The sequence below is a fragment of the Nesterenkonia sandarakina genome, assembly GCF_014138825.1.
In the GTDB taxonomy this organism is placed as follows: Bacteria; Actinomycetota; Actinomycetes; order Actinomycetales; family Micrococcaceae; genus Nesterenkonia; species Nesterenkonia sandarakina.
Map to the genome: position 1 here is coordinate 2,809,255 of NZ_JACJIH010000001.1, position 12,968 is coordinate 2,822,222.

At 63.9% G+C, this 12,968-nt stretch carries 23 protein-coding genes; all 23 read left to right on the plus strand.

Annotated features, from left to right (window positions below):
- Position 1: 1 nt before the first annotated feature.
- The 23 genes from rpsS (at position 2) to HNR24_RS12935 (ending at position 12,906) form a co-directional block, all read left to right on the plus strand.
- Positions 2-283 carry a 30S ribosomal protein S19 gene (gene rpsS, locus HNR24_RS12825; protein ID WP_058887529.1) on the plus strand — a complete coding sequence of 94 codons (282 nt, stop codon included), beginning with the start codon at positions 2-4 and terminating at the stop codon, positions 281-283.
- Between the two features lie 68 nt (positions 284-351).
- Positions 352-717, plus strand: coding sequence for a 50S ribosomal protein L22 (rplV, locus tag HNR24_RS12830; RefSeq protein WP_036473246.1), 366 nt, complete (start codon positions 352-354; stop codon positions 715-717).
- Positions 717-1,535 carry a 30S ribosomal protein S3 gene (rpsC, locus tag HNR24_RS12835; protein ID WP_058887528.1) on the plus strand — a complete coding sequence of 273 codons (819 nt, stop codon included), beginning with the start codon at positions 717-719 and terminating at the stop codon, positions 1,533-1,535. Before rplV ends, rpsC begins: the two co-directional genes overlap by 1 nt.
- Entirely contained in the window at positions 1,535-1,951 is a 417-nt protein-coding gene (rplP, locus tag HNR24_RS12840) for a 50S ribosomal protein L16 (RefSeq protein WP_058887527.1), read from the plus strand. The genes rpsC and rplP overlap by 1 nt, the downstream gene beginning before the upstream one ends.
- A 2-nt stretch (positions 1,952-1,953) precedes the next feature.
- Positions 1,954-2,241: a 50S ribosomal protein L29 gene (rpmC, locus tag HNR24_RS12845; RefSeq protein ID WP_058887526.1), complete on the plus strand. Its 288-nt coding sequence runs from the start codon at positions 1,954-1,956 to the stop codon at positions 2,239-2,241.
- A 2-nt stretch (positions 2,242-2,243) separates the two neighbouring features.
- Complete coding sequence (gene rpsQ, locus HNR24_RS12850; protein WP_083504573.1) at positions 2,244-2,516, plus strand: 30S ribosomal protein S17; 273 nt, start codon at positions 2,244-2,246, stop codon at positions 2,514-2,516.
- A 414-nt stretch (positions 2,517-2,930) separates the two neighbouring features.
- Positions 2,931-3,302, plus strand: coding sequence for a 50S ribosomal protein L14 (rplN, locus tag HNR24_RS12855; RefSeq protein ID WP_036473253.1), 372 nt, complete (start codon positions 2,931-2,933; stop codon positions 3,300-3,302).
- A 3-nt stretch (positions 3,303-3,305) separates the two neighbouring features.
- Entirely contained in the window at positions 3,306-3,641 is a 336-nt protein-coding gene (gene rplX / locus HNR24_RS12860; protein WP_058887524.1) for a 50S ribosomal protein L24, read from the plus strand.
- The gene (rplE, locus tag HNR24_RS12865; RefSeq protein ID WP_058887523.1) at positions 3,641-4,216 is read left to right on the plus strand and encodes a 50S ribosomal protein L5; all 576 of its coding nucleotides are present in this window, start codon (positions 3,641-3,643) and stop codon (positions 4,214-4,216) included. Before rplX ends, rplE begins: the two co-directional genes overlap by 1 nt.
- Positions 4,217-4,332: 116 nt before the next feature.
- Complete coding sequence (gene rpsH / locus HNR24_RS12870) at positions 4,333-4,731, plus strand: 30S ribosomal protein S8 (RefSeq protein ID WP_036473257.1); 399 nt, start codon at positions 4,333-4,335, stop codon at positions 4,729-4,731.
- 20 nt (positions 4,732-4,751) lie between these two features.
- Positions 4,752-5,288: a 50S ribosomal protein L6 gene (gene rplF / locus HNR24_RS12875; protein WP_179440943.1), complete on the plus strand. Its 537-nt coding sequence runs from the start codon at positions 4,752-4,754 to the stop codon at positions 5,286-5,288.
- 3 nt (positions 5,289-5,291) lie between these two features.
- Entirely contained in the window at positions 5,292-5,663 is a 372-nt protein-coding gene (gene rplR / locus HNR24_RS12880) for a 50S ribosomal protein L18 (RefSeq protein ID WP_058887521.1), read from the plus strand.
- A complete protein-coding gene (rpsE, locus tag HNR24_RS12885) occupies positions 5,660-6,421 on the plus strand; it encodes a 30S ribosomal protein S5 (protein WP_310735445.1) in 762 nt (253 codons plus the stop codon). Before rplR ends, rpsE begins: the two co-directional genes overlap by 4 nt.
- Positions 6,418-6,654 carry a 50S ribosomal protein L30 gene (gene rpmD / locus HNR24_RS12890; protein WP_058887519.1) on the plus strand — a complete coding sequence of 79 codons (237 nt, stop codon included), beginning with the start codon at positions 6,418-6,420 and terminating at the stop codon, positions 6,652-6,654. Before rpsE ends, rpmD begins: the two co-directional genes overlap by 4 nt.
- A gap of 2 nt (positions 6,655-6,656) precedes the next feature.
- A complete protein-coding gene (gene rplO, locus HNR24_RS12895; RefSeq protein ID WP_182495964.1) occupies positions 6,657-7,151 on the plus strand; it encodes a 50S ribosomal protein L15 in 495 nt (164 codons plus the stop codon).
- A 186-nt stretch (positions 7,152-7,337) separates the two neighbouring features.
- Entirely contained in the window at positions 7,338-8,645 is a 1,308-nt protein-coding gene (gene secY, locus HNR24_RS12900) for a preprotein translocase subunit SecY (RefSeq protein WP_058887517.1), read from the plus strand.
- The gene (locus HNR24_RS12905; RefSeq protein ID WP_058887516.1) at positions 8,642-9,211 is read left to right on the plus strand and encodes an adenylate kinase; all 570 of its coding nucleotides are present in this window, start codon (positions 8,642-8,644) and stop codon (positions 9,209-9,211) included. Before secY ends, HNR24_RS12905 begins: the two co-directional genes overlap by 4 nt.
- The gene (gene map, locus HNR24_RS12910) at positions 9,208-10,056 is read left to right on the plus strand and encodes a type I methionyl aminopeptidase (protein ID WP_058887515.1); all 849 of its coding nucleotides are present in this window, start codon (positions 9,208-9,210) and stop codon (positions 10,054-10,056) included. Before HNR24_RS12905 ends, map begins: the two co-directional genes overlap by 4 nt.
- Positions 10,057-10,322: 266 nt before the next feature.
- Positions 10,323-10,544, plus strand: coding sequence for a translation initiation factor IF-1 (gene infA, locus HNR24_RS12915; protein WP_036473267.1), 222 nt, complete (start codon positions 10,323-10,325; stop codon positions 10,542-10,544).
- A 62-nt stretch (positions 10,545-10,606) separates the two neighbouring features.
- Entirely contained in the window at positions 10,607-10,723 is a 117-nt protein-coding gene (rpmJ, locus tag HNR24_RS12920; RefSeq protein ID WP_036473268.1) for a 50S ribosomal protein L36, read from the plus strand.
- A gap of 214 nt (positions 10,724-10,937) precedes the next feature.
- The gene (rpsM, locus tag HNR24_RS12925) at positions 10,938-11,306 is read left to right on the plus strand and encodes a 30S ribosomal protein S13 (RefSeq protein WP_058887514.1); all 369 of its coding nucleotides are present in this window, start codon (positions 10,938-10,940) and stop codon (positions 11,304-11,306) included.
- A 63-nt stretch (positions 11,307-11,369) separates the two neighbouring features.
- Positions 11,370-11,771: a 30S ribosomal protein S11 gene (rpsK, locus tag HNR24_RS12930; RefSeq protein ID WP_036473271.1), complete on the plus strand. Its 402-nt coding sequence runs from the start codon at positions 11,370-11,372 to the stop codon at positions 11,769-11,771.
- Between the two features lie 118 nt (positions 11,772-11,889).
- Complete coding sequence (locus tag HNR24_RS12935; RefSeq protein ID WP_058887513.1) at positions 11,890-12,906, plus strand: DNA-directed RNA polymerase subunit alpha; 1,017 nt, start codon at positions 11,890-11,892, stop codon at positions 12,904-12,906.
- The last annotated feature ends 62 nt before the right edge of the window (positions 12,907-12,968 follow it).

Sequence of the window (12,968 nt, forward strand, 5' to 3'; positions counted from 1 at the left end):
CATGCCACGCAGCTTGAAGAAGGGCCCCTTCGTCGATCAGCACCTGTACCTCAAGGTCGTCGCTGAGAACGAAAAGGGCACCAAGAATGTCATCAAGACATGGTCCCGCCGTTCCATGATCATCCCCGACATGCTCGGACACACCGTTGCCGTGCATGACGGGCGCAAGCACATCCCCGTGTTCATCACTGAGTCGATGGTCGGGCATAAGCTCGGCGAGTTCGCTCCGACGCGTACATTCCGCGGCCATGTGAAGGACGACAAGAAGGGCAAGCGCCGCTGATCGCTTCCTCTACCGAGGAGCGATGAGTGAGCTTGTACTTCGTGTCACAAGACGAGAGAAGGAAAGCAATGGAAGCCAAGGCAATTGCGCGCTACCTGCGTGTGACGCCTATGAAGGCCCGGCGCGTCGTCGACCTTGTCCGCGGCAAGCAGGCCAACGAAGCACTGGCCATTCTGAAGTTCGCCCCCCAGGGCGCTACAGAGCCGGTGGCCAAGGTGGTCGCTTCTGCGCTGGCGAACGCTCGCCAGCACGCAGACAAGGAAGGAGTCGCCTTTAACGAGGACGCCTTCTTCATCACCGAGGCACGCGTCGACGAAGGTCCGACCATGAAGCGGTTCCGTCCCCGGGCTCAGGGCCGGGCGTTCCGCATCAACAAGCGCACCAGCCACGTCACGATCGTGGTCGGCGCCGAAGAGAAAGGTGGGGATCAGTAGTGGGACAGAAGATCAACCCCAATGGTTTCCGTCTGGGCATCACCACTGACCACGTTTCGCACTGGTACGCCGACTCGACCAAGGCCGGTCAGCGTTACAAGGACTTCGTGAAAGAGGATGTCCAGATTCGTGAACTCCTGGCCAAGACCGTGGAGCGCGCCGGCATCTCGAAGGTTGAGATCGAGCGCACCCGCGATCGGGTCCGTGTGGACATCCACACGGCACGCCCAGGCATCGTCATCGGTCGCCGCGGCGCCGAGGCGGACCGGATCCGCAGTGAGCTGGAGAAGCTCACCGCCAAGCAGATCCAGCTGAACATCCTCGAGGTCAAGAGCCCCGAGACCGATGCTCAGCTGGTCGCCCAGGGTGTGGCCGAGCAGCTCGCAGCTCGTGTGGCGTTCCGCCGCGCGATGAAGAAGGCCATCACCTCGGCGATGCGTTCGGGCGCAAAGGGTATCCGTATCCAGTGCGCCGGCCGCCTCGGCGGTGCAGAGATGTCCCGCTCCGAGTTCTACCGTGAAGGTCGCGTTCCGCTGCACACCCTGCGCGCGAACATCGACTTCGGCAAGCACGAGGCCAAGACCACCTTCGGCCGCATCGGTGTGAAGGTCTGGGTCTACAAGGGCGATCTGACCGCCAAGGAGCTCGCCGCGCAGCAGGCTGCACAGCCTTCTGGCCGCGGTGGAGCACGTGGCGGTCGCGGTGGACCCCGTGGCGGAGGCGAAGAGCGCCGTCGTCGTGGTCCGGGCCGCGGTCGCGAGGCTGGCGCCCAGGCGCCTGCCGAAGCTTCAGCTGCAGCGGAAGGAGGGCAGAACTGATGTTGATGCCCCGCCGAGTCAAGTACCGCAAGCCGCACCGGCCCAAGCGCCGCGGCCGGGCCAAGGGTGGAACCGAGCTCGCCTTCGGCGAGTACGGCATCCAGGCCCTGGACCCCGCCTACGTGACGAACCGTCAGATTGAATCTGCGCGTATCGCCATGACCCGCCACATCAAGCGTGGCGGCAAGGTCTGGATCAACATCTACCCGGACCAGCCGCTCACCAAGAAGCCTGCCGAGGTCCGCATGGGCTCCGGTAAGGGTTCCCCGGAGTGGTGGATCGCCAACGTCAAGCCCGGACGCGTCATGTTCGAGCTGTCCGGTGTCACGGAGGAGGTCGCCAAAGAGGCGCTCCGCCTGGCAATCCACAAGCTGCCCATGAGGGCACGCGTGATCAGCCGAGAGAGTGGTGAGTGACAATGGCAGTTGGAACCAAAGAGCTGACCGTTGAGAAGCTCGCAGAGATGGACTCAGCAGCCCTGGCAGAGGCGCTGCGCTCTTCCAAGGAAGAGCTGTTCAACCTCCGCTTCCAGTCCGCGACCGGCCAGCTGGAGAGCTCCAGCCGGCTCAAGGACATCAAGCGCGACATCGCCCGGATCTACACCGTGGTGCGTGAACGTGAGCTGGGCATTCGTGAGAATGTCGATGCCGCCGCGGACTCCTCGGATTCGGCTGATGAGCAGAACGAGAAGAAGACTGAGGACTGAGCATGAGCGAAGCAACTGCAGAGACCCGCAATGACCGCAAGACCCTGCGCGGCGTCGTCGTCTCCGACAAGATGAACAAAACCATCGTCGTCGAGGTCGAGGACCGTCGTAAGCACGGCCTGTACGGCAAGATCATGAAGCGGCACAAGAAGTTCATGGCACACGATGAGAACGAGCAGGCAGGCGTGGGGGACACCGTGTTGATCTCCGAGACCCGCCCGCTCTCGGCAGCCAAGCGCTGGCGGCTGGCCGAGATTCTCGAAAAGGCAGAGTGATCCTCGTGTTCCGCGATGAGCCCGGCACGCCCCGAGGCTGATCGCGGAACACGGCGTTCTGCGTCCTCCAAGGGCCCGACGCCCACACCTCACCGGTGTGGGAGTTGGGCCCTTGGTGCATCTCGTGTAAGATATTGAGGCTGTGCGCCCTTATCGATGAGGCTATCCACCTCAAAGGACAGCGCATGTCCCCGAAAGGGTCCCGCGGGGCCCCGGGAAACGCCGCCTCGGCCATGCATTCATCTGCCCGTCCCGACAGGGATGGAGAGTGTGTGGGTAAGCGGCCAGGGGACTTGTCATCTAAGCCGAGGCGCTCGGCGGCATGATCGCCGCCGACGGTGCCCCGGCTCAGGCTAGAAGTTCCACAAGGCTCGGCACGACTGCGAGAACCAGTGAGACGACAGGAGAGAACAAGTGATTCAACAGGAATCGCGGCTCAAGATCGCCGACAACACCGGTGCCAAGGAAGTCCTTGTCATCCGGGTCCTCGGTGGATCGGGACGCCGCTATGCAGGTATCGGCGACACATTCGTCGCCACCGTCAAGGACGCAATTCCGGGCGGAAACGTCAAGAAGGGCGACGTCATCAAGGCTGTTGTCGTGCGCACCAAGAAGAAGATCCGTCGCAACGACGGCTCCTACATCAGCTTCGATGAGAACGCTGCTGTGATTCTTAAGGGTGAGACTCCCGAACCGCGCGGTACCCGTATCTTCGGGCCCGTGGGTCGAGAGCTGCGCGAGAAGAAGTTCATGAAGATCGTCTCGCTCGCTCCGGAGGTGCTCTGACTCATGGCCAAGATCAAGAAGGACGACCTCGTCCAGGTCCTCACCGGCAAAGACAAGGGCAAGCAGGGCAAGGTCCTGCAGGTCATGCCCGCCAAGGAGCGCGTCCTCGTCGAGGGCGTCAACCGCGTCAAGCGTCACCTCCGTGCCGGCCAGTTCGGCAGCACCGAGGGCGGCATCGTGGAGTCTGAGGCTGCTATCCACATCTCCAACGTCGCCGTGGTCGACCCCGAGACGGGCAAGCCCACTCGCGTCGGCTACCGGCAGGAGACCGTGGAGCGTGACGGCGTCAGCAAGACTGTGCGCGTCCGCTTCGCCAAAGCTTCCGGAAAGGACCTGTGATGACTGAGGTTCAGAGCGAGACTGTGAAGACCACCCCCCGTCTCAAGGGCAAGTACCGCGCGGAGATCCGTTCCACGCTGCAGGATGAGTTTGGATACTCCAACGTCATGGAGGTCCCCGGCCTGGTCAAGGTCGTGGTCAACATGGGCGTGGGCGAGGCAGCTCGCGACTCCAAGCTGATCCAGGGCGCCGTAGAGGATCTGACCAAGATCACCGGTCAGAAGCCCAAGGTGACCCGCGCACGGAAGTCCATCGCGCAGTTCAAGCTCCGCGAAGGACAGCCCATCGGTACGCACACCACGCTGCGTGGCGACCGCATGTGGGAATTCGTGGACCGCCTGGTGACCCTCGCGCTGCCCCGTATCCGCGATTTCCGCGGACTCAGCGGCAAGCAGTTCGACGGCAACGGCAACTACACCTTCGGGCTGACCGAGCAGTCGGTGTTCCACGAGATCGATCAGGACAAGATCGATCGCCCCCGCGGCATGGACATCACCGTGGTGACCACCGCAAAGACTGACGAGGAAGGCCGTGCGCTGCTCAAGGCGCTGGGCTTCCCCTTCAAGACCGACTAACAAGCACTACGCCGCAGGTCCTTTCACCAAAGGTTCCGAATCCTGAGGAGTCACATCCCCAGGCTCGAGTTCCTTCGGAGATCTGAAACCACGGCGAGGAAGGGCAGAAGCCCCTCATGACAATGACTGACCCAGTCGCAGACATGCTGACACGTCTGCGCAATGCCAACTCGGCTTTCCACGATCAGGTCTCCATGCCCAGCTCCAAGCTGAAGGTTCGCTTGGCTGACATCCTGAAGGCGGAAGGCTACATCTCCGAATGGCGCGAAGAGGAGGCCGAGGTCGGCAAGACCCTGGCCATCGACCTCAAGTTCGGCCCGAACCGTGAGCGTTCGATCGCCGGCCTGCGCCGCATCTCCAAGCCCGGTCTCCGGGTGTACGCGAAGTCCACGAACCTCCCGCACGTCCTGGGTGGCCTCGGCATCGCGATCCTGTCCACGTCCTCCGGTCTCCTCACGGACCGGCAGGCAGCCAAGAAGGGTGTGGGTGGGGAAGTCCTCGCCTACGTCTGGTAACCGGAAGGAGTCGAAGCACTATGTCACGCATCGGTCGTCTTCCGATCACCATCCCTGCCGGCGTCGAGGTCAAGCTGGAAGGTCGCCAGGTCTCTGTGAAGGGACCCAAGGGCGAACTTTCCCGCAGCCTTGCCGAAGGCATCACCGTCGAGAACGAGGACGGCACCCTCACGGTGTCCCGTCCCAACGATGAGCGCGAATCGCGTTCCCTCCACGGCCTGACCCGCACCCTGATCAACAACATGATCATCGGTGTCACCGAGGGCTACTCCAAGAAGCTCGAGATCGTCGGCACCGGTTACCGTGTGCTGGCCAAGGGCTCCGATCTGGAGTTCGCACTCGGCTACTCCCACCCCGTTCCGGTGAAGGCCCCCCAGGGCATCACCTTCGCGGTGGAGAGCGCGACCAAGCTCTCTGTCAGCGGCATCGACAAGCAGCAGGTCGGCGAGGTCGCCGCGAACATCCGTAAACTGCGCAGGCCTGACCCGTATAAGGGCAAGGGCGTGCGCTACGAGGGCGAGCAGGTTCGCCGCAAGGCCGGAAAGGCAGGTAAGTAAACCATGGCTATTGGTATCAAGGGCAAATCCAAATCCGCTGCCCGCGGCCGCCGCCACCTCCGCCTGCGCAAGAAGCTCAACGGAACCCCCGAGCGTCCGCGCCTGGTGGTCAACCGTTCCGCTCGCCACATGGTCGCTCAGGTCGTCAACGACCTGGAGGGCAAGACCCTGGTCTCCGCCACCACCATGGAGGCAGACCTGCGCAGCTTCGACGGTGACAAGACCGCCAAGGCGAAGAAGATCGGCGAGATGATCGCCGAGCGCGCCAAGGCTGCCGGCATCGACGCTGTGGTCTTCGACCGCGGCGGCAACAAGTACCACGGTCGCGTGGCCGCCGTCGCCGACGGCGCCCGGGAAGGTGGTCTGAAGCTGTGAGTGAGAACGCAAACAACCCTGAGAAGGACTCGTCTGTGACTGAGGCCAAGGAAACCGCCGCACCCGAGACTGCCCAGCAGACTCAGGCCGCCGGCGAGAACAGCAATGCTGCTCGAGGTGAGCGCGGCGGCCGCGGTGAGAGCCGCGGCGGTCGTGGTGGTCGCGGCGAAAGCGGCGGCCGCGGCGGTCGTGGTGGTCGTGGCGGACGCGAAGAGGAGAAGGACAAGTTCCTCGAGCGCGTCGTGACCATCAACCGTGTGTCCAAGGTCGTCAAGGGCGGTCGTCGCTTCAGCTTCACCGCCCTGGTCATCGTCGGAGACGGCGACGGCCTGGTCGGCGTCGGCTACGGCAAGGCCAAGGAAGTCCCGGCAGCCATCGCCAAGGGTGTGGAAGAGGCCAAGAAGAGCTTCTTCCGCGTCCCGCGCGTCGGTTCCACCATCCCGCACCTGGTCAAGGGTGAGGATGCAGCCGGTGTCGTCCTGCTTCGTCCGGCCGCACCGGGTACCGGTGTGATCGCCGGCGGTCCGGTCCGCGCGGTCCTGGAATGCGCAGGCATCCACGACGTGCTGACCAAGTCCATGGGCTCGGTGAACGCCATCAACATCGTTCACGGCACCATCGAGGCCCTCAAGCAGCTCGAAGAGCCCGAAGCCGTGGCGGCTCGCCGCGGCAAGGCTCTCGACGAGATCGCACCGGCCCGGATGCTGCGCACCATGGCGGCTGACCGCGAAGCCCGTGCACAGAAGGCAGGTGCATGACTTTGCGCAGTACCGTCAACTACAACACCGCGCGGAACCTGAAGGTCGGCGAGCACAAGCTCACCGTCACTCAGGTGAAGTCCCTGATCGGTGCCAACCCCAAGCACCGCGAGACTGTTCGTTCGCTTGGTCTGAAGCGGATCGGCCACACCGTGGTCCGTGACGCCGACGCCGTGACCGTGGGCATGCTCAACAGTGTGAAGCATCTAGTGCAGGCTGAGGAGGCGAACTAAGGATGCCAGAGAACACCGCTGAAGAATCCAACGTCCTCAAGGTCCACGATCTGCGTCCAGCACGCGGCGCCAAGAAGTCCCGCACCCGTGTGGGACGTGGTGAAGCCTCCAAGGGCAAGACCGCAGGCCGTGGCACCAAGGGCACCAAGGCCCGTTACCAGGTCCGCGCCGGCTTCGAAGGTGGGCAGCTCCCGCTGCACATGCGCCTTCCGAAGCTGCGCGGGTTCAAGAACCCGTTCCGGGTGGAGTACTCGCCGGTCAACCTGACCAAGCTGAGCGAGATGTTCCCCCAGGGTGGCGACGCGCACGCCGATGACCTCATCGCCAAGGGGGCTGCCCGCAAGGGCCGCCCGGTGAAGGTCCTGGGCTCCGGCGAGATCTCGGTCGCCGTGACCGTGAAGGCTCACGCCTTCTCGGCCAGCGCCGAAGAGAAGATCAAGGCTGCCGGTGGTTCCACCGAGCAGCTGCCGCTGAAGGCTGCTTCCAAGCAGGCCTGATCGGCTCGCCATGATCAAGACCCCCGTGGTTCCCACGGGGGTCTTGTCATATCCAGGCCGGATCCGGCCTGTCATGTCCCGGCCGGTCCCGGCCATAGGATTCTTTTACCGTGCGCACTGCGCGTTAGTATGACTGACTGTGCGGCCGATGGCCGCGCAACGGCAATTCACGCATCAGGAGGCCGCTTGTTCAGCGCGATCGCAAGGGTGTTCAAGACACCCGACCTGCGTCGAAAGATCTGGTTCACCATCGCGATCATCGCGATCTACCGCATCGGCGCATTCATCCCGGCACCCGGGGTGGACTACTCAGCAGTGCAGCAGTGCCTGGCACTGGGAACCACTGAGGGCGGCCTCTACTCCTTCGTGAACATGTTCTCCGGCGGAGCACTGCTCCAGGTGTCCATCTTCGCGCTGGGCATCATGCCCTACATCACCGCGGCCATCATCGTGCAGCTGCTGCGCGTGGTGATCCCACGCTTCGAGAACCTCCAGCGCGAGGGCCCCCAGGGTCAGTCCAAGCTCACCCAGTACACCCGGTATCTCACGATCGCACTGGCCCTGCTCAACGCCACCACCCTGGTCTCCATGGTCCGCACCGGGGCCCTGCTGGGCTGTGACATCCCGATCATCACCGAGGACGTGCTCCCCGTGGTGCTGCTGATGATCCTCTCCCTGGTCACCGGCGTCGCGCTGATCATGTGGCTCGGCGAGCAGATCACCGAGCGCGGCGTGGGCAACGGCATGTCCATCCTGATCTTCGTCTCCATCGCCGCCGGGTTCCCCGGAGCCATGGGCGAGATCTGGACCACCCAGGGCTGGCGGACCTTCGGCACGGTGATGCTGATCGGTCTGGTCACCATCGCAGCAGTGGTCTTCGTCGAACAGTCCCAGCGTCGCGTCCCGGTGCAGTACGCCAAGCGCCAGGTGGGCCGTCGCACCGTGGGCGGGACCTCCACCTACATCCCGATCAAGGTCAACATGGCGGGCGTCATCCCCGTCATCTTCGCCTCCTCGGTGCTGATGCTGCCCTCGGTGCTGGCGCAGTTCAACCAGCCCGGCCCCGGTGAGGAGCCCTCCGCCTTCATCCAGTTCATCCAGACCTACTTCGTCGGCGGGACGCACCCGCTCTACATGGCGGCGTTCTTCCTGATGACCATCTTCTTCACCTACTTCTACGTGACGATCACGTTCAACCCGAACGAGGTCGCCGAGAACATGCGCAAGTTCGGCGGATTCATCCCCGGGATCCGGGCAGGCAAGCCCACCGAGAGCTACCTCGCCTATGTGATCTCGCGGATCACCTTCCCCGGCGCGCTCTACCTCGGCCTGATCGCCCTGATCCCGCTGATCGCCTTCGTACTGATCGGGGCGAACCAGAACTTCCCGTTCGGCGGCACCTCGATCCTGATCATGGTCGGAGTCGGACTGACCACCGTGAAGCAGATCAACGCACAGATGGAACAACGGAACTACGAAGGGTTGCTGCGATGACGCGCATGTTGATAGTTGGGCCGGCCGGCTCGGGCAAGGGAACTCAGTCCAAGCGGATCTCCGAGGACTTGGGCATCGTCGCGATCTCCACCGGGGACATCTTCCGGGTGAACATCAAGGAGGCGACCGAGCTCGGCCGCGAGGCGCAGGGCTACGTGGACGCCGGGGACCTGGTGCCGGACTCGGTCACGAACCGGATGGTCGAGGATCGACTGACCTGGGAGGACGCCAAGAACGGTTTCCTGCTCGATGGCTACCCGCGGAACCGGACCCAGGTGTCCGCGCTCGATGAGATGCTCTCCCGGCTCGATGTCAGCCTCGACGTCGTGCTGGAGCTCACCGCGGACCGCGAAGAGCTGATCCAGCGCCTGAAGAAGCGTGCGGAGATCGAAGGCCGAGAGGACGACGCCGACGAGGACGCCATCCGCCGTCGGCTGGAGATCTTCGCCTCCGAGACCGCCCCGATGATCGCTGAATACGATGCCCGCGGACTGGTCCGCCGAGTGGACGGCCTGGGCGCCGTGGACGAGGTCAACGCCCGCATCATGGAAGCGCTGAAGCCCTGATGTTCTCCCGCAGCCGCGTCGAGCTGAAGACCCCGGAGCAGCTGCGCCACATGGCCGCAGCCGGAGAGATCCTCAATGAGGCGCTTCAGGCCACGCTGGCGGCCGCCGCGCCAGGGGTGACCACCGGGGAGCTCAATGACGTGTTCGCCGAGGTGATCACCTCTCGCGGCGCGAAGCCCAACTTCCTGAACTACCACGGGTTCCCGGGCTATATCTGCGCCTCGGTCAACGAAGAGGTCGTCCATGGGATCCCGGGGGAGCGGGTCCTCGCGCAGGGAGACGTGCTCAAGATCGACGGCGGCTGCATCATCGAGGGTTGGCATTCAGACTCCGCCCGCACCCGGATCCTGGGCTCATCCCAGGAAGGCACCGCCGATCCTGAGGATGAGCGGCTCTCCGCCATCACCGAAGCCGCCATGTGGCGTGGGATCGCGGCCTTCGCGACGGCGAAGAGCACCGGGGAGATCGGTGAGGCCATCGAGGACTACGTCTCCTCCCAGCCTGGGAAGAAGCTGGGCATCCTGGAGGACTACGTGGGCCACGGCATCGGCTCCCAGATGCACATGCCACCTGACGTGTTCAACTACGCCACCGGGTTCAAAGGGGCAAAGATCCGCCCCGGCATGGCGCTGGCCATCGAGCCGATGCTCACCCGCGGCGGCATCGAGACCGACGTTCTCGAGGACGACTGGACCGTGGTCACCAGTGACGGCTCCCGAGCCAGTCAGTGGGAACACTCCGTGGCCCGGCACGCCGAGGGCATCTGGGTGCTGACAGCGGCCGACGGCGGCGCCGCCGAGCTGGCGCCGCTGGGCGTCACGCCGGTGCCGCTGCCCGCGCACTGAGCACTTCCTTGCCGTCCACGCGGTGCGTCCCAGACGTGCCTGCCCTCCAGGGTGCGAGTTGTCCGGGGCAGAACCGTCCTGTAGGCTGTACTGCTGGTTGTCTCTGCCGTTCTGCGTGCCTGCGCACAGTGTCTTCACACGGTGCCTGCACTGGCGGATCTTGAGACGCCGCAGCAATTGAATCAGACCCTGTGGTCGGTCGGAAGCGCGCTGCGCCGCAGCGCGTGCTTCGAGCGGCCTCGGGTCACGAACGGTATGTGGAGCATATGGGTAAAAAAGAAGGCGTCATCGAAGTAGAGGGCCGGGTTTCTGAAGCCCTGCCGAATGCAATGTTCCGCGTGCGTCTGGAGAACGAGCACGTTGTCCTCGCGACCATCTCGGGCAAGATGCGCCAGCACTACATTCGCATCCTCCCCGAGGACCGCGTAGTGGTGGAGATGAGCCCGTATGACCTCAACCGTGGGCGCATCGTCTACCGCTATAAGTGAGTCGACGAACGCGTCGGTCAACGTAAAAACCTGTCGCACGCGACCGAATAAGAGGAGAACCCATGAAGGTTCAGCCGAGCGTGAAGCAGATCTGCACCGACTGCAAAGTCATCCGCCGCAGCGGCGTGATCCGCGTGATCTGCAAGTCAAACCCACGCCACAAGCAGCGCCAGGGCTGAGTCCTTCACTTACACCTTGTAAGTGAGGGCGCACCCGCGCTGGACAGCTCACATCATATGCAGTGCAGCCCGTCACTGAGCTGGACGGGCACACCCCCGGTTTCCGAAGGCCGGGGACCCGCTGATGACATCACCTCCGATGTCGGACCGTGAAGGTCCCAGAAGGAATTGCACTGCTGAAGACCTTCGGAAGAGAACAAGGAGGACTGCCACTGTGGCACGTCTGGCAGGTGTAGACATCCCGCGCGAAAAGCGCACGGTGATCGCACTCACTTATATCTATGGCGTTGGGCGCACGAGCGCCGAAGCAGCCTTGGAAGCAACCGGTATCGAAGCTGGTACCCGCGTGAAGGATCTGACTGACGATCAGCTGATCTCTCTGCGTGACTACATCGAGAGCAACCTCACCGTCGAGGGCGACCTTCGCCGTGAGGTCGCCGCCGACATCCGCCGCAAGGTCGAGATCGGCTCTTACGAAGGCATCCGCCACCGTCGCGGCCTCCCGGTCCGCGGTCAGCGCACCAAGACCAACGCTCGTACCCGCAAGGGCTCGAAGAAGACCGTCGCAGGTAAGAAGAAGTAGTTCAGCAGCGCAGACTCACATCGAGTCAGCAGTTGATCCGAAGAACTCAGTCACGGAGAAGAAATGCCACCAAAGTCACGCGCAGCGGCACGCAAGCCGCGCCGCAAAGTCAGCAAGAACATCACGCAGGGTCAGGCGCACATCAAGTCGACCTTCAACAACACCATCGTCTCGATCACCGATCCGCAGGGCGCCGTCGTGTCCTGGGCATCCTCGGGTGAGGTCGGCTTCAAGGGCTCCCGCAAGTCCACGCCCTTCGCCGCACAGCTCGCCGCCGAGCAGGCCGCGAAGCGCGCCCAGGAGCACGGCATGAAGAAGGTCGAGGTCTTCGTCAAGGGACCCGGTTCAGGCCGCGAGACCGCGATCCGCTCGCTGCAGGCCGCTGGCCTGGAGGTCGGCTCCATCTCGGACGTCACCCCGAGCGCGCACAATGGCTGCCGCCCGCCCAAGCGCCGCCGCGTCTGAGCGAACTTCTTTAAAAGACATTAGAGCCTGCCCCCGGCCGTCGCGCTGGGGGCAGGACGAGCATCATTACTCAGTGAGAATGCGTCATATAGCGGACGCACTCTGAAAGGAACAATCAGTGCTCATTGCACAGCGCCCCACGCTGACCGAAGAAGTTGTCGCCGAGAATCGCTCCCGCTTCGTGATCGAGCCCCTCGAGCCGGGCTTCGGCTACACCCTCGGCAATTCCATGCGTCGCACCCTGCTCTCCTCCATCCCCGGTGCCGCCGTCACCAGCGTCCGGATCGATGGTGTGCTCCACGAGTTCACCACCATCGCCGGGACCAAGGAAGACGTCACCGAACTCATCCTCAACGTGAAGCGGCTCTCCGTCTCTTCCGAGCACGATGAGCCCGTGGTGGCCTACCTCCGCAAGGAGGGCCCCGGCCCCGTCACCGCGGCCGACATCACCCCTCCGGCAGGAGTGGAGTTCCACAACCCGGAGCTGCACCTGGCCACGCTGAACGAGCACGGCAAGCTCGACATGGAGCTGACCGTGGAACGCGGCCGCGGCTACGTCTCGGCGGCTCAGAACAAGATGGCCGACGCGGAGATCGGCCGGATCCCCGTGGACTCCATCTACTCCCCGGTCCTGAAGGTCTCCTTCAAGGTCGAGGCGACCCGTGTGGAGCAGCGCACCGACTTCGACAAGCTCACTGTCGATGTGGAGACCAAGCCCTCCATGGAGCCCCGTGACGCACTGGCCTCGGCGGGCACCACCCTGGTGGAGCTCTTCTCCCTGGCTCGCGAGCTCAACGTGGCGGCAGAAGGCATCGAGATCGGCCCGTCGCCGACCGACGCCGCACTTGCCGCGGACATGGCTCTGCCGATCGAGGACCTGGAACTGACGGTGCGTTCCTACAACTGCCTCAAGCGCGAGGGCATCCACAGCGTGGGTGAACTCGTGGCACGTTCCGAGGCTGATCTGATGGACATCCGCAACTTCGGTGCCAAGTCCATCGACGAGGTCAAGGACAAGCTCGTCGAGCTTGGCCTGAGCCTGAAGGACTCCCCGGCAGGCTTCGACCCGACCGCGGCTCGCTTCCAGGAAGCTGGCGACGAGGACTACGTCGAAGAAGAGCAGCAGCGGTTCTGAAGAACTGCGGCCCAGAACAACTATTCGCGCTGACGTTCACCTGAACCGACTGCGCACCACTC